This window comes from Streptomyces sp. NPDC003016 (assembly GCF_053591455.1).
In genome coordinates this window covers 82,955-98,105 of record NZ_JBSFTV010000005.1, presented here as the reverse complement: position 1 = coordinate 98,105, position 15,151 = coordinate 82,955, and the positions used below count along the sequence as shown (strand labels likewise).

Below are 15,151 nucleotides of genomic sequence, written 5' to 3'. Positions count from 1 at the left end.
AAGACTGAATCACCCGCACCGGAGGCCACCGTGAGTGCCCGGTCCAGTGGCCCGTACGGACCACTGATCCCCATGCCCGAGCTCACGCCCGACGCGCTGCGGAACGCAGTCTCCCGCATCGCCCCCAGCCGGGTCCCCGCGCTCACCCAGCACCTGTTCGAGGCCACGACGAACGCCCAGCAGACGCAGAGCCTCGCTCCGCTGCGTGCCTTCGTGCATTCGTGGGCCGTGTTCGTCGCGATCGAGCGGTATCCGGAACGCGCAGCTCAGCTGCGTGAACTGGAGCGCATCGTGGACGCGGGCGAGCAGGATCCCACCGACGCGATCGTCGAAATCCGTCGGATCCGGGAGGCAGCCGAGGCGGAGGCCCGGCTGTGACGGACTGGACGTGGGATCACAACCCGAGCGCCGAGGACCTCACCAGTGGACTGCCACTCGGTGTCGTGGCAGAAGTAGAGCGGCTGGCCACCGAGCTGGCCGCACTCGGACACGACTCGGTGAAAGTCGGCCGGCCCATCGACCGCGAGGGTGGGCTCCGAGAGTTCGATCTGATGGGCGGGCGCGGATTCATCAGCTTTCTCGCTGTACCGCGCCATGAATGCGTCTACGTCTGCAACATCACCTGGTACGGCTGACGTCCACGACGCCTGAGCCCGCGTCGGACGTGGTCACGTCCCCAACGGGACGCGCACTCACACCGCCGGGTCGGCGGCGAGGGCGTACAGCAGCTCGTAGGCGGTGTTCACCAGGCGGGAGCCGCGGCCCGGACGGGTGACGAGGGCGGCGACGCCGGTCGCGGAGGCCGGGTGGAAGCCGAGGAACGCCTGCTGGCCGAAGGTCTCTCCGCTGTGGAAGAGCAGCGGCCCGCCGGGGGCCGGGTGGTGGTACCAGGTCAGTGTGTGGGTGTTGCGGTGGCGCAGGCCGCGGCGCAGCTGCGGGACCTGGACGTCGCGCAGGGGCAGGCGCAGGGGCACGGGCGCTCGCTCGGGGTCGAGGTGTGCTTCGAGGTACGTGAGCAGGTCGGCGGGGGTGGAGCGGGCGGCGCCCGCGGCGAGGAAGGGGCCCATGCCGATGCCGGGGACCGGGGTGGTGCCGTCCGCGCGGTGGCCGGTCGCGGTGGTGGCGGGGTCGCCGGGGCCGAGGGTGGTGCCGGTCAGGCCGAGGGGGTGCGTCACGTGGCGGGTGAGCAGGGTGGGGCAGTCGGTGCCGGTGGCATGGGCCATGGCGGGGCCGAGCAGGGCCACCCCGAAGTTGGAGTAGTGCCAGCGGGTGCCGGGGCGGTGGCGGGGCCGGGTGCGGGCGAAGGCGCGCAGGAGGTCTTCGGCGTCGTACGTGGCGTAGCCGTCGACGTGCGGACGCAGCAGGGCACGGGGCTTCAGGCCAACGGGGATGCGGGGCAGTCCCGCGGTGTGGGTGGCCAGGTGGCGCAGGGTGATACGGCGCGAGTCGGGGTGGCGCAGGGGCAGTTGGGGCAGGTGGGCGGCGAGCGGGTCGTCGAGGTGCAGGACGCCGGAGCGGGCGAGGTGGGCGAGGAGCAGCACGGTGAAGGTCTTGGTGATCGAACCGAGTTCGTAGCGCAGCGCGTGGCGCGGCACGGCCGGGGCGGGCCCGGTGCCACCGGTGACGGTGGTCCGCCGGCCGTGGCGGGTGACGGCGAGCACGACGTCCGGGGCGCGGATCGCGGTGAGCGTGTCCGCGAGGCGGACCGCGAGCGGGGTGACGGGCGTCCTGGCGGCGGGTGCGAGCGTGCTCATCACGCGGCGGACATCGCACGGGAGACGGCCATCGCGGAGACGAACGCGGCGACCAGGGTGGGGTGGTGGACGATGTCGAAGACCTCCGCCGCGTCGCCGTCCGGCATGCCGTGGTGGAGGGGCATCGCCCCGGTGTCGGACTGCGCGGCGGCGTACCGCTCCCAGATCTCCGCGTCCAGTACGGGCCGCGGCAGGCACGTGTCGACGAAGAGGAGTTCGCCGAGCAGGTCCCAGTGTTCGAGGTCCGCCCAGTCCTCGAGCCACGCGGGCAGGTACAGCGCGAGATAGGAGGCGATGTCCGGGGGAATGCCGTCCGGATTCTCGCCCCAGTTGGTGAGGTGGAAGACGGTGTGCGTGATGTCGTACGCGATGTGGTACTGCACGGTCCACGGTTCGGGCAGCCGTCCCAGCCAGGTGCGGCTCAGGGCCCGGTCGAAGTCCTCCCTCGGCACCAGGCCCGTCTGGCGTTCGGAATTGATCACGCCGAGCCGCCGGTTGGGCACCATCTCCAGCGCCGACCAGGTGAGGGTGCGGCGGCTGGCCTCCACGGCCGAATCCAGTCCCGGGTGACGGAAACCCAGCTCGTGGAAGGTCGAATAGATTTCCAGAGGTACGGAGGAGAACGGCTCTTCGTGCTGGAAGGCGGCCAGCACATTGCCGCCGTCGAGCAGTTCCCGCCAGGCGAAGTCCAGCAGGTGCCCGGCGCGGGCGTGCTGGTGCGAGCCCGCCACGCCCTCCCGGAAGAGCACCCGCAGGTTGATCGACAACTCACCGATGGGCTTGAGCCGTTCGATGACACCTCTGCTGGTGGCCCGGTCCTCGGGGGTCAGCCGGAAGTGCTCACGGTGGTCGTCGAGCCAGGCCAGAGCCCGGTCGCCGATGCCGTGCAGCAGCGCGGGGGAAGCGGCTGCGGATGTGACGGTCATGGGGCCACCTCGTCTTCGTGGAACTGCCGCCCGGCGGTCGTCGTCACGGTCTCGCCCGGTGCGGCCGCGCTCTCGTCCAGGGCGATACGGGCAAGGGTGGCGGCGAAGGCGGTCACCAGGGTGGCGTGGTAGCAGGCCGCGAACGCCCCGGCGCGGTCGCCCTCGGGCGGCGCGGCGCCCATCACGGGCACGCCGCCGTCCGGTGCCTGCGCTTCGGCCAGCCGCTGCCAGGCCACCGGATCGTACGGAGCGGCGGGCAGACAGGCCGTCACGGCCAGCAACTCACCCGCCAGGTCCCACATTTCCTCGTCCAGCCAGCTCTCCAGCCAGGCGGGGAGCCACAGCCGCAGATAGCCGGCGAGCGGCCGAGGCAGCCGCCCGCGGGCGCGGCCCCAGTCGGTGAGGTGGAAGACGTCATGGGTCAGGCCGTACGCCGCCTCGCGGTCCAGCGTCCACGGTTCCGGCGTCAGGCCGAGGCCGGTCAGTTCCAGCACCGCCTGGAAATCGGCGTGCCGGCGCAGACCGATGCGCTGCTCGGCGTTGAGGACGGAGAGCGTCCGGGTGTGGTCCCCGCGGGCGATCCGCCAGTTGCGCAGCCCTGTTGTCGTCGTCAGCAGCTCGTCCACGGCGGTGTCGCGCAGCCCGGCCTGTGCGAAGACCCCGTAGATCTCCACCGGATACGTCGCATGCGGCTCGCCGCGGATCAGTTCGGCGAACAGTTTCCCGTCGCGGGTCTCGCTCCAGGCGAAGGCGAACAGTCCGTCCGCCACCGAGCGCAGGTCGGCGCGCGGATGTGACGTCCTGATCAGGTGCGTCAGTTCGGCCAGTTCTCCGAGGGGCTTGAGGGACAGATCGGGGTCGGCGTCGGTCGTGACGTCCGGAAGCAGCCGGAAGTGCGCGCGCGCCCGGTCCAGCCACCCCAGGCTGTCACCGACCATGCGGTCGAGCAGCAGCGCCGGGGCGGCCGTGGAGCCGGTCATCCACTCCGCCCGTAGAACTGCCGCGCTGCCGCGAGATGGAGCGCCACCCGGGCGTCTCCGTCGCTCATGTGCCGTACGAACGCCAGCCCGTTGTCGAGGCCGAGAGTCGGCGGCACCTGCCCCAGCCGGGCCAGCCAGCGCCCGAGGCCGGCGGCTTGGAGCCAGTCCCTGCGGCGCACCGCCCGGACGAAACCACGGGCCAGGTCGTCGGTGCGCGGCGCCAGCCGGCCGGCCAGGTCCGTCGCGATTCCCGGGAGTGCGAGCGCGGCCAGCTGTGACGTCCGGTGGGAGAACTTGGGCCAGGGGTCGTCGGTCACCCAGGCCGATCCGGCCCGCGGCGCCTGCGGCCAGTGGTCCGCGCCACCGGGCAGGAAGGCGTGCGACGCCTCGACCAGTCCCCGGTAGCTCCACACCGTGACCTCCGACGCGTCAGGTCCCGGCGGGTACGCCGTCAGCGCCTCCCGTACCACCGCCTCGTCGTCCGCGCCACCCGGCGTCGCCCGGTGGTCCAGCGCGTACGGCGCGAGCGCGTCGGCGCCCAGCACCCGGATCGCGGCCGACGCCAGCGCGTCGCCCTGCCGCAGGAGGCGGGAGAGCGCATAGGGGTCGCCCTCGCCCCGGAGGGCGAGGACGACTCCTGTTGCGGCATCAGCGATCACAGCGCTCAGCGGGGCTGCTCCCGCTCCTGTCTGCTCGGCCAACGCATCCGCCATTAACGGGATTCCTTCTTCGGACGGGGGGTCGGCGGTGAGCTCTTGAGCGACCCGGCGAGCAGAAGTATGGCGCCACACTCACGCGTGTCGCGGAAGAATCCCTCGGGTTCGGCTGAGTCCAGCAACCCCTCGACCTCGGCGGTCAGAGCGGCCGTCTCGGCGCGGGAAGTGCGGTCCGTAATCATGCGACCATCTCCTTGTTGAGGCGGTATAACCAGCTTTACATGGGCTCCAATTGCTCGCAAACGGTAGAAAAAGGGCAAGGTCAGCGCGGGCGTCCCGCCCTCCTGGCGACGGCGAAGACGCGCCGGAACGGAAACACCGTGCCGTGCGGGCCCGCCGGATAGGCGGTGCGCAGGGCCCTGGCGTACTCCGCGACGAACGCCTCGCCCGCCTCGGGGTCGTCGGCGAGGGCGGTGAGGACCGGGCGCAGGGCCGTGCCCTTCACCCAGTCCAGGACCGGGTCCTCGCCGTGGAGGATCTGAAGGTACGTCGTCTCCCACACGTCGGCCTCGCAGCCCAGCGCGACGAGACGGGTGAGGTACGCGCCGGGTTCGAGGACGGCCGCCGCGCGGTCGCCCGCCCCGCGCAGGCGGGAGCGCCAGCGCGGGGAGTCGCGCAGGGCCGCCAGGATCGTGTGGCTGGGGGCGGTGAAGTTGCCGGGGACCTGGAAGGCGAAGGTGCCGCCGGGGGTGAGGGCGTCCAGCCAGACCGGGAAGCGGTCGGCGTGGCCCGGGACCCACTGGAGGAGGGCGTTCGAGACGATCAGGTCGTACGGTGCGCCCCCGGGCTCCCAGGTGGCGGCGTCGGCGTGGACGAAGTCGAGGCGCGGCCCCGCGTACCGCCGGGCCCGCTCCAGCATCTGCGGGGAGTTGTCGTAGCCCGTGACGCGGGCGGCGGGCCAGCGGTCCGCCAGCAGCGCGGTGACGTTGCCCGCGCCGCAGCCGAGGTCGGCGATGCGGGCGGGCCCGGCGCCGGGTCCGGGGTCGGATCCATCGCCGGTTCCAGCGCCGGGGCCGGGTCCGGGGCCGACGCGGGCGAGGAGGTCGAGGAAGGGCCGGGTGCGGTGGCCGGCGTGCCGGAGGTACTGGTCCGGGTCCCAGGTCGGTCGTACGGTCATGACGGCAGCCTCGCGGACCTTTTCTCTCGATGTCAAGATTCTCGACCCCAAGAGACTTCATGTCGACAGACCAACTACACTGATCGTCATGGAGGACGAGGTCGACCGACTGGTCGCTGCATGGCGCCGCGAGCGCCCCGACCTCGACGTGGAACCACTCGAGGTCCTCAGCCGTGTCTCCAGGCTGGCCCGCCACCTCGACCGCGCCCGCCGCATAGCCTTCTCCGAGCACCAGTTGGAGCCGTGGGAGTTCGACGTGCTGACGTCGCTGCGGCGCGCCGGCGACCCGTACCAGCTCTCGCCGGGCCAGCTGCTGACCCAGACCCTGGTCACCTCCGGCACCATGACCAACCGCATCGACCGGCTCGCCAAGAAGGGCCTCGTCGAGCGGCTGCCCGATCCGAGCGACCGCCGCGGCGTACTGGTGCGGCTCACCGCGGAGGGGCGCGACCGGGCCGACCAGGCGCTCGCCGGCCTGCTCGCGCAGGAGCGGGCCATCCTCAGCGAGCTCTCGCGCACGCAGCGCGGCGAACTGGCCGGTCTGCTACGCCAGTTGACCGCCCCGTTCGACAACATCCCCGGCTAGGTCCACCGGCCCGACCCCCGCCCGGCGCGCCAGCGCGACCGCGGCGAGCGTCGAGTGCACCCCCAGCTTCCCCAGCACGTTCTGCATGTGGGTGCGCACGGTGTGCGGAGAGAGGAAGAGACGTTCCGCCACCGCCTTGCGGCCCAGCCCGGCCACCATGCACCGCAGCACCTCGCGCTCGCGCGGCGTCAGCGACTCGACGAGCCGCTCGCTCTCGGTGCGGTGCTTGCGGGCGGCGGTCAACTCCCGCAGCACGCCCGTCAGGAGCGCGGCCGGCAGATGCGTCTCTTCGCGCAGTACGCCGCGGACGACGGCCAGCAGGCGCTGCAGCGAGCAGTCCTTGGCGACCCAGCCCGAGGCCCCGGCCTGGAGGGCGAGGGCGGCGCGGTGCGGGTCGTCCTTCTCGGCGAGCACGACCGTACGGACGGACGGACGGCCGGTACGGACGCCCGCCACCAGGGAGATGCCGTCCACCGGCGTGTCCCCGCCCGGCTCCGGCACGCGCACGGCGCGGGCCGTCACCGCGGTGGTGGCGCCGAGGTCGGCGTCGACGAGCATGACGTCGAACCCGCGGCCCTCCGCCCCCGCCCGCTCCAGGCAGCGCAGCGCGGCCGGGCCGCTGCCGGCCGCGGAGACGTCCACGTCGGGCTCGGCGGCGAGGGCCGCGGCGAGCGACTCGGCGAAGATGCGGTGATCGTCCACCACCAGTACCCGGATACGAGCCACAGACACCCCCATGCCGCGTTGTGCCGAAGTGTCCCCCCTGGACCCCCGGGGAGGCGGACCACATGCGGGTACGGCGCCCGGGGAAGCGGACGGTCCGGACGCACGGCCGCCGCCGCGCATCTGCCCCTGCCCGTCCCGGACGACGTACCCGACTGTCTCGCCCCTGATCAAGCACCGGCCCCCACCGGCGCTCTGTTTCAGCGTACGGCGGAGGGCGGGAAGCCGGAGGCGATTCGCAGAACTGGTCGGCCGGTGTGGTTGAGGTGTGTCTCCTGTTCAGCAGGGAGACAGAAGGCAACAGAAGACGACAGGAAATGCCGCGGCCGGCTCAGGCGACGCGGTGCGCCCCCCGGGACGGGACCGCCGGGAAGACCCGGGGCGAGGCGAACCCGTGCGCCGCGAAGGCCGCCTCGACGGCCCGGGTGACCTGGTCCGCCGCCGCCGACTCCACCAGGACCACCGCCGAGCCGCCGAACCCGCCCCCCGTCATCCGCGCCCCCAGCGCGCCCGCCGCGACCGCCGACTCCACGACCAGGTCCAGCTCGTCGCACGACACCCGCAGGTCCTCGCGGAGCGAGGCGTGGCCCTCCGTCAGCAGCGGCCCGGCCGCCCGCACGTCACCGTCCGCCAGCAGCTGCGCGATCCGGACGACCCGGTGGTCGTCCGACACGATGTGCCGGACGTAGCGCCGTACCGTCTCGTCCTCCAGCCGCCCCAGCGCCTCGTCCAGGTCCGCGTACGGCACGTCCCGCAGGTGGCTCACCCCGAGCACCCGCGCGCCCTCCTCGCACCCCGCCCGCCGCGCGGCGTACGCGCCGTCGCCGAGGGCGTGCTTCACCCGGGTGTCGACGACCAGCAGCGACAGGCCGTGCGCGGCGAGGTCGAAGGGGACCTGCCGGATCGACAGCGAGCGGCAGTCGAGGTGCAGCACGTGGCCCTCGACCGCGCACGCCGACGCCGTCTGGTCCATGATCCCGCAGGGCACGCCGACGAAGTCGTTCTCCGCGCGCTGCGCGATGCGCGCCAGTTCCGGGCGGCTGAGCCCGAGTGCGTACAGGTCGTTGAGGGCGAGCGCGGTGACGACCTCCAGCGCCGCCGACGAGGACAGGCCCGCGCCGGTGGGGACGGTCGACGTCAGGTGCAGGTCGGCGCCGGGCACCCGGTGCCCGGCCTCGCGCAGCGCCCACACCACGCCCGCCGGGTACGCCGCCCAGCCGCCGTCCGACAGCGGGGCCAGCTCGTCGAGGCGGAGCCGGACGACACCGCCGTCGACGTCCGCCGAGTGCAGGCGCAGTACGCCGTCGTCGCGGCGGGCGACCGCGGCGACCGCCGTGTGCGGCAGGGCGAGCGGCATCACGAAGCCGTCGTTGAAGTCGGTGTACTCGCCGATGAGGTTGACGCGGCCGGGGGCCGCCCAGACCCCGTCGGGCCCGGCGCCGTACAGCTCGGCGAAGGTACCGGCGACGGCCTCGGCGACGGCGGCCGTGGTGGTCCCGGTGGTCGTGGTGGCGGTCATACGTCCTGCTCCTCCCGGCGGGCGAACGCCCACGCGTCCGCGACGATGCCCGCGAGGTCCGCGCGGGACGGGATCCAGCCGAGCTTCTCGCGCGCCGCGTCGGCGGACGCGACGAGCACCGCCGGGTCGCCGGCCCGGCGGGGCGCCATGACCTCGGGGACGGGGTGTCCCGTGACCTTGCGTACGGTCTCCACGACCTCGCGGACCGAGAAGCCGTTGCCGTTGCCGAGGTTGCAGATCAGGTGGGACCCCGGCTCGGCCGCGCCCAGCGCCAGCAGGTGCGCCTCGGCGAGGTCGGCGACGTGGATGTAGTCGCGGACGCAGGTGCCGTCGGGGGTCGGGTAGTCGTCGCCGTACACCGAGATCGCCTCGCGCCGGCCCTGCGCGACCTGGAGGACGAGCGGGATGAGGTGGGACTCCGGGTCGTGCCGCTCGCCGTACGCCCCGTAGGCGCCCGCGACGTTGAAGTAGCGCAGCGAGACCGCGGCGAGCCCGTGGGCGGCGCTCTCGCCGCTGATCATGTGGTCGACGGCGAGCTTGGAGGCGCCGTACGGATTGGTCGGCGCGGTCGCCGCGCTCTCCGTGACGGGCGTGGAGACCGGTTCCCCGTACGTCGCCGCCGTCGAGGAGAAGACCAGTTTGCGCACGCCCGCGCCGCGCATCGCGGCGAGCAGCGCCACCGTCCCGCCGACGTTGTTCGTCCAGTACTTCTCGGGGTCGACGACGGACTCGCCGACCTGCGAGAACGCGGCGAAGTGCAGGACGCCGTCGTAGGACGGGTCCAGCCAGCGCGCGGCGTCCTGGACGCGGCCCTCGACGAAGGCGGCGCCGTCCGGGACGCCCTCCCGGAAGCCGGTGGAGAGGTCGTCGAGGACGGTCACCTCGTGACCGGCTTCCAGAAGATGGGCCGCGACCACGCTGCCCACATATCCCGCACCGCCCGTGACCAGGTACTTCTGCTTCACTCGCTCGCTACCTCTCGCAGTCGCGCTGCCGCGGCCTCCGGCGGCACATCGTTGATGAACACATTCATGCCGGACTCGGAACCCGCGAGGAACTTCAGCTTGCCCGAAGTACGTCGGATGGTGAAAAGCTCGAGGTGGAGTCCGAACTCGTGTCGGCCGAGCCCCTCCGCGCCGTCCACATCGCCCACGTCGCCGAACGGCGCCTGGTGCCAGGCGGAGATGTACGGCGTCGGCGGCTCGCCGGGGCCGAAGATCCGGTCGAACCTGCGCAACAGTTCCAGATAGATCTGTGGGAACTCTGTGCGCGCGCCGTCGTCGAGGGCCCGCAGGTCGGGCACGCGCCGCTTCGGGTAGAGGTGCACCTCGTACGGCCAGTGCGCGGCGTACGGCACGAAGGCCACCCAGTGCTCGCCCTCCAGCACCACCCGGGTGCCCTCGGCGCGCTCGCGCGCCACGATGTCGTCGAAGAGGTTCTGGCCGGTCCGGGCCAGGTGCGCGGCCGTCGAGCGCAGCATCAGGGCCGTGCGCGGGGTGACGAAGGGGTAGGCGTAGATCTGGCCGTGCGGATGGCCGAGGGTGACGCCGATCTCCGCGCCCCGGTTCTCGAAGCAGAACACCTGCCGCACCTGCGGCAGCTCGGCCAGCTCCGCCGTCCGGTCGGTCCACGCCTCCAGGACGAGGCCGGCCTGCTCCTCGGTGAGGGCGGCGAAGGACGCGTCGTGGTCGGAGGTGAAGCAGACCACCTCGCAGCGTCCCGCGTCCCCGGCCAGTGAGGGGAAGCGGTTCTCGAAGACGGCCACGTCGTACTCGGCGGCCGGGATCTCGCTGTGCCGGCCGCCGCGCGACGGGCAGAGCGGGCATTCGTCGGCGGGCGGGTGGTAGGTGCGGCCCTGGCGGTGCGAGGCGACGGCGACAGAGTCCCCGAGCAGCGGGTCGCGGCGGACCTGCGAGGTGGTCGCGATCGGGTCGAGGGGCCGCTGATCGACGGCATCGCGCACGGCGTCGTCACGGGAGTCGTAGTAGAGCAGCTCCCGGCCGTCGGCCAGCCGGGTCGACGTCTTCTTCACACGCAGGCTCCTCATCACATCCACCCAACACAACCGAACACAAACAACCATGAGAGAACAGCACAGTCAACACCCTCCCCCGGATTCCGCCCGACCGTTCCCTCACGATCGAACAAAGAACACCACCAAAAGTATTCACTTTCACCCCGGACGCGTAGGTTCCGTTCCGATCCTCCGATCCGTTCGCTCGGCGGAGAGGGAGCAGGCCCCCGTGCGCTGCCTGGCCGAAGGGCTTCGGCTCCCCGCCCACGGGCCCGGCTGCACGATTCCGGCGATCTGCCTCCGACCCCGCCCTGCCTCTCCGCCCCCGCCCGGCGCTCCGCCCCCGAGGGCGGACAGTGGAGGACGTCCTTGGCCCGGAGGCGCGAAGCGCCGGAGTTCGCCGCGCCTCCGGGCCGGGCAGGTTCATGCTGGGCGTTGCCGGCTCTCGATGTACTGGCGTACGCCGGTCAGCGGTGCGCCGCCGCAGGAGCCTGCGAAGGAGCAGCCGCACCAGAAGCGTCCGCCCCACAGGCAGCGGCGTACGTACGTGCCGTACTTCTTGCGCAGGTACCGGGAGGAGACGCCTTCGAGGCTGTTGGGAGGCTATTGGCCAGTTCGGCTCCACGGGCGTGTCCTCAGACACCCGTAGGGCTGGAGGTACGGGACGGGCCGGGGTCCGGGGCAGCGACCCGGTTCGGGAAGGGGCGGGACGGAGAGGAGAAAAGGGCCCCGCGCAGCGAACCCATGCTGTAAGTTCCGCAGTTTCGCGAGCACTTCCGCGTGATCATGAGCAACGGTGACGTTCGGTGGCGGTCAGTTGATGGCTGTCGATGATCTTCTGTATGCGCCCGGAGATGCAGCCCAGTGAGCAGCCAGCGGCGGCTCGTTGATGGTGGTTGGCGCAGCCTGATGGGGACGGTGATGCCCGGAACGTTTCAGGGTTTCGGGCATCACCGCCAGCGGCGGGGGCACCGCATGAGTCAGTTGGAGACGCCATCAGTGGAGGTCAGGGCCGGGGCGTAGGGCTCCAACTGTGAGGGGCCCGTGTCGCGCGCCCGGTTGTCAGCTGATGGTGTAGGAACTGGCCCTGTCGTTCCAGTTGCCGGCCGGGCAGTCGCCTGTTCCTCCTCCGCCGAGGAAGGAGCACTGGTTGATGTACGTGGTGGAGGCTCCGGTGAAGTTCGTCCCCTCGAAGAACTTGATGTCGCACCGGCTCGCGGTCTTGACGGACGTGATGGTGTCGTTCATGTTCAACCCGTTGGGATACCAGGCGTTGTCGCCGAGGTTGCCGTCGTAGTACTCCACCGTGTTGGTGTCCGCCGAACAGGCGTGGCTGCCGGTCAGGATCTTGTAGCCACCTCCCGTCTGGAAGTTGTACCAGTTGTAGAGGTAGACCAGATCCAGCTCTGCTGACGCCGACACATGCTGCTTCAGGGCGGCTTCGCTCTCGAAGCAGGCGGATCGGCCTGTGCTCAGGCTTGTCGAGCAGTACGGCCCGGTCGAGGCCGTCGGTGTGGGTTCCGTCCGCGGTGAGGCCGAAGCCGGTGTCGCGATCAGCACGGTGCTGATGACGAACAGACTGCCGATGAGCTTTCTCATTGTTTTCCGTCCTCTGTGTTGATGCTCCGTGCGAGAAAGAGGAATCTCGCTTCCTTCCTCGCCTGACCGGCGATCGACCACCGGCCGGGGTCGTGCGGGGCAGGGGCGGCGTGCCCTTGCCCCGGCGACCGGGACTGGGTGGCGATGTCGATGACCTTCTCGTGTGCCGTCACCATGTCGTCATCACCGCGTCACCGCCGGCGTTGAGGGATCAGTTCCGCGCACGTTATGCTCCGACGGGTTACTTTGGGTGACGGGGGCGGTTCGGGGGATGGACTTTCGCGTACTGGGCACGCTTGAGGTCCGGACGGGCCAGGAACGGTTACTGGTGCCGGGAGCGCGGCGGCAGCGGGTTCTGGCCGCTTTGCTGCTGGCACCGAACTCGGTGGTGCCGCTGTCCAGGCTCGCGGACATGACCTGGGATGACGAGCCGCCCGTGACTGCTGTGAAGCAGGTGCAGAACTCGGTGTCGGTGCTGCGTGAGCGGTTGGGCGATACCGCGCAGCGGCTCATCCGTACCGAGGACACCGGCTACCTGATCCGCGTTGGGGAACAGGACCTCGACTCGCTCCGGTTCGCCGCTGGGGTCGCCGAGAGCCGTCGCCACGCAGCGGAGAGAAGGCTGCATCAGGCAGTCGCGGAGATCCGAACAGCACTGGACCTCTGGCGCGGGACCGCGCTTGAGGGTTTAGGCACCGCAGCGCTGACCAGATCCGCCGCACGGCTGGACGAGCAGCGACTCAGCGCGCTGGAGCTGTCTGTCACATGGCAGCTGGAACTGGGCGAGCACCACGAGGTCGCCGATGACCTGGCAGATCTCGTGCATGACCATCCACTGCGCGAGACCCTGCATATGCTGTCGATGGAGGCGCTGGTCCACTGCGGACGACGCGCGGACGCGCTGCACGTCTTCCATCGCCTCAGAACCCGCCTCGCCGAAGAACTCGGAGTCGACCCTGGGCCGGATGTGCGGCGCCTGCATGAGCAGATCCTGCGCGGTGAACAACCCAGGTCCCGCCCGGACCATCGCACTCAGGGTGTCTACCGCATGCCCGCCATGAGACAGCCGGGGTCCCTCGCCCCATCAGTGCCACGTCAACTTCCGCAAGCAGTCCGAGACTTCGTTGGCCGGGCTGATCACCTGGACGCGCTCGACGCCCTGCTACCGCCGGTCGCGGGGCAGGCCGTGGTGATCTCCGCACTCGACGGCTCGGGCGGAGTAGGCAAGACAACGCTCGCGGTGCACTGGGCCCACCGCGTCCAGGACCGGTTCCCCGACGGCACACTCCACACGAATCTTCGCGGTTACGGTCCCGGCAAGCCCGCGCATCCGGACGAGATTCTCGACGACTTCCTGGTCGCGCTCGGCGTACACCCGGCGGCGGTACCTGCTGGGACCGGCGCCCGCTCGGGACTCTTCCGCACACTCGTGGCGGGACGGCGCATGCTGATCGTGCTGGACAACGCCCATAGCGCCGAGCAGGTCCGGCCGCTGCTGCCCGGAGCACCTGGCTGCATGGTGGTGGTGACCAGCCGTGACAGCCTGACCGGCCTGGTGGTCACCGAAGCCGCGCAGCGGCTCACCCTCGACGTGCTCACCCCGTCCGAGGCGCTGGACTTGGTCGTCGGCGTCATCGGTCCTTCCCGAGCCCAGGCGGAACCCGCCGCAGTGGAGAACCTCATCCAGCTGTGCGCGCGGCTGCCTCTGGCGCTGCGGATCGCCGCGGGGCGCGCAGCTGCGTACGAAAACGTCTCCGTCGCCGACATCGTCGGCGAGCTCGCCGACGAGAACTCCAAGCTCGACGCCCTAAGTTGGGGCCGAGACCCCTACGCGGCGGTCCGCAGCGTACTCGCCTGGTCCTACGATCAGCTGACCATCGGGCAGGCGAACCTGTTCCGGCGTCTGGGCCTGCACCCGGGCCCGGACATCTCGACACCCGCGGCCGCGGCCCTCGCGCATCGGCCACCACGCCAGACACGGCAACTGCTCAACGCGCTGGCCGACGCACACCTCATCGAACCCCTCGCGCACGACCGATACCGTTTCCACGACCTCCTGCGCGCCTACGCGGAAGAATTGTCCGGTGAGCACGACACCGAGGATCAGCGGCGCGACGCCCTCGACGCCATGCTCACCTGGTACAGCCACACCGCTCACACCGCCGACCGCCAGCTCTACCCGACCAACACACGCGTGGTGACGACCGTCGCAGAGCCCGACCACCCCCTGCCCTTGGCCGACCGCGATGCTGCCTGGGCCTGGTTCACCGACGAACGCGCCAACCTGATCGCCGCTCTGTACCACGCAGTGGACCGCACCATGGATGACTACGCCCTGTACCTCATCGACGCTCTCGGCTTCCTCGTGCTCATGGGCGGCTGGGAGGAACGCGTCGATACTGCCAGCGCGGGTCTGCACGCGGCACGGCGGTCCGGTCGGACCGTCCACGAAGCGAACGCCCTACTCGCCCGCGGAGAGGCGCTGGCGCACTTGCGGCACCCCGACGCGCAGGCGGACCTCACTTGCGCTTGCCGGCTCGCCCAGGACGCCGGCAACGTCCACGTCCAGATCGCCGCCCGCATCGAACTCGGCCAGCTACTGCGTCAGCAGACCCGCTTCGTCGAAGCGCAGCACCACTTCGAGGAAGCCCGCGAGCTCAGCAGAGGATTCGACACCGGCCGGTGGGAAGCGGTGGCGGAAGGGCACCTCGCCACACTCCATTCCGATCTCGGCAATCACCAGCAGGCCATCGACTGCGGCACACGCAGCGCGGCACTGCGCCACCAGCTCGGCGACACGGACGGCGAAGCATGCGCTCTCGCGGCCATCGCCGTGGGATGGCAGGGCATCGGCGACCACGACACGGCGATCGTTCACTGCCGACGCGCCATCGCACTCGGCCGCGCGTCCCTGGGCAGCCATGAAGAAACCCTCGCCGGGCCTCTCACCGTCCTCGCCACCTCGCTGCACGCCCTCGGACGCGTGAACGAGGCAATCGACTGCTGGCAGGAAGCCGCTTCCATTTACGCCGACCGGGGACTGGACGCCGACGCCGCCACCCTGCACCACCGCATCCGAGCGGCAGACCAATGGCCTGCCCTGCCTCCCGCACGCAGGTCCGCCGCCCCTTGATGGTGCCCTGGAGAAGACATCAACTCCCGGGGCATCCGCTGCGGCTACGCTCTCTGCACCATGGTCACGATCTGCATGGCATGG

General features: G+C 71.2%; 15 protein-coding genes and 1 pseudogene. 4 read left to right on the top strand and 12 right to left on the bottom strand.

Going from position 1 to position 15,151, the window contains the following annotated elements; translation table 11 throughout:
- Positions 1 to 72: 72 nt before the first annotated feature.
- Positions 73 to 378 carry a DUF6247 family protein gene (locus ACWDZ4_RS05780; protein WP_451507185.1) on the top strand — a complete coding sequence of 102 codons (306 nt, stop codon included), beginning with the start codon at positions 73 to 75 and terminating at the stop codon, positions 376 to 378.
- On the top strand, positions 375 to 635 hold the full coding sequence (locus ACWDZ4_RS05775) for a hypothetical protein (protein WP_451507184.1): 261 nt from the start codon (positions 375 to 377) through the stop codon (positions 633 to 635). The genes ACWDZ4_RS05780 and ACWDZ4_RS05775 overlap by 4 nt, the downstream gene beginning before the upstream one ends.
- 57 nt (positions 636 to 692) lie before the next feature.
- Here the strand turns inward: ACWDZ4_RS05775 and ACWDZ4_RS05770 are convergent, their stop codons facing one another.
- The 6 genes from ACWDZ4_RS05770 to ACWDZ4_RS05745 form a co-directional block, all read right to left on the bottom strand.
- Positions 693 to 1,754, bottom strand: a complete 1,062-nt coding sequence (locus tag ACWDZ4_RS05770; protein ID WP_451507183.1) for a serine hydrolase domain-containing protein — start codon at positions 1,752 to 1,754, stop codon at positions 693 to 695.
- Positions 1,754 to 2,680 carry a DUF6895 family protein gene (locus ACWDZ4_RS05765; RefSeq protein WP_451507182.1) on the bottom strand — a complete coding sequence of 309 codons (927 nt, stop codon included), beginning with the start codon at positions 2,678 to 2,680 and terminating at the stop codon, positions 1,754 to 1,756. Before ACWDZ4_RS05765 ends, ACWDZ4_RS05770 begins: the two co-directional genes overlap by 1 nt.
- On the bottom strand, positions 2,677 to 3,660 hold the full coding sequence (locus ACWDZ4_RS05760; RefSeq protein ID WP_451507181.1) for a DUF6895 family protein: 984 nt from the start codon (positions 3,658 to 3,660) through the stop codon (positions 2,677 to 2,679). Before ACWDZ4_RS05760 ends, ACWDZ4_RS05765 begins: the two co-directional genes overlap by 4 nt.
- Positions 3,657 to 4,373, bottom strand: coding sequence for a hypothetical protein (locus tag ACWDZ4_RS05755; protein ID WP_451507180.1), 717 nt, complete (start codon positions 4,371 to 4,373; stop codon positions 3,657 to 3,659). Before ACWDZ4_RS05755 ends, ACWDZ4_RS05760 begins: the two co-directional genes overlap by 4 nt.
- A complete protein-coding gene (locus ACWDZ4_RS05750; protein ID WP_451507179.1) occupies positions 4,373 to 4,558 on the bottom strand; it encodes a hypothetical protein in 186 nt (61 codons plus the stop codon). Before ACWDZ4_RS05750 ends, ACWDZ4_RS05755 begins: the two co-directional genes overlap by 1 nt.
- An 80-nt stretch (positions 4,559 to 4,638) precedes the next feature.
- Positions 4,639 to 5,493, bottom strand: coding sequence for a trans-aconitate 2-methyltransferase (locus ACWDZ4_RS05745; RefSeq protein WP_451507178.1), 855 nt, complete (start codon positions 5,491 to 5,493; stop codon positions 4,639 to 4,641).
- An 88-nt stretch (positions 5,494 to 5,581) separates the two neighbouring features.
- On the opposite strand from ACWDZ4_RS05745, the gene ACWDZ4_RS05740 reads away from it, so the two are divergent.
- Positions 5,582 to 6,079, top strand: a complete 498-nt coding sequence (locus ACWDZ4_RS05740; protein ID WP_138907813.1) for a MarR family winged helix-turn-helix transcriptional regulator — start codon at positions 5,582 to 5,584, stop codon at positions 6,077 to 6,079.
- On the opposite strand, the gene ACWDZ4_RS05735 is transcribed toward ACWDZ4_RS05740, so the two are convergent.
- The 6 genes and pseudogenes from ACWDZ4_RS05735 to ACWDZ4_RS05710 form a co-directional block, all read right to left on the bottom strand.
- Positions 6,038 to 6,805, bottom strand: coding sequence for a LuxR C-terminal-related transcriptional regulator (locus tag ACWDZ4_RS05735; protein ID WP_451507177.1), 768 nt, complete (start codon positions 6,803 to 6,805; stop codon positions 6,038 to 6,040). The two genes, ACWDZ4_RS05740 and ACWDZ4_RS05735, sit on opposite strands and share 42 nt — an antisense overlap.
- Positions 6,806 to 7,133: 328 nt before the next feature.
- The gene (galK, locus tag ACWDZ4_RS05730; RefSeq protein WP_451507176.1) at positions 7,134 to 8,321 is read right to left on the bottom strand and encodes a galactokinase; all 1,188 of its coding nucleotides are present in this window, start codon (positions 8,319 to 8,321) and stop codon (positions 7,134 to 7,136) included.
- Entirely contained in the window at positions 8,318 to 9,286 is a 969-nt protein-coding gene (gene galE, locus ACWDZ4_RS05725; protein ID WP_451507175.1) for a UDP-glucose 4-epimerase GalE, read from the bottom strand. Before galE ends, galK begins: the two co-directional genes overlap by 4 nt.
- Entirely contained in the window at positions 9,283 to 10,353 is a 1,071-nt protein-coding gene (gene galT, locus ACWDZ4_RS05720) for a galactose-1-phosphate uridylyltransferase (RefSeq protein WP_451507174.1), read from the bottom strand. The genes galE and galT overlap by 4 nt, the downstream gene beginning before the upstream one ends.
- 405 nt (positions 10,354 to 10,758) lie before the next feature.
- Positions 10,759 to 10,920: pseudogene (locus ACWDZ4_RS05715) on the bottom strand (transposase); the annotation flags it as partial.
- Between the two features lie 477 nt (positions 10,921 to 11,397).
- Positions 11,398 to 11,934: a hypothetical protein gene (locus ACWDZ4_RS05710; protein ID WP_451507173.1), complete on the bottom strand. Its 537-nt coding sequence runs from the start codon at positions 11,932 to 11,934 to the stop codon at positions 11,398 to 11,400.
- 271 nt (positions 11,935 to 12,205) lie between these two features.
- Here ACWDZ4_RS05710 and ACWDZ4_RS05705 point away from each other — a divergent pair, with 271 nt between their 5' ends.
- On the top strand, positions 12,206 to 15,067 hold the full coding sequence (locus tag ACWDZ4_RS05705) for an AfsR/SARP family transcriptional regulator (protein WP_451507172.1): 2,862 nt from the start codon (positions 12,206 to 12,208) through the stop codon (positions 15,065 to 15,067).
- Positions 15,068 to 15,151: the final 84 nt, after the last annotated feature.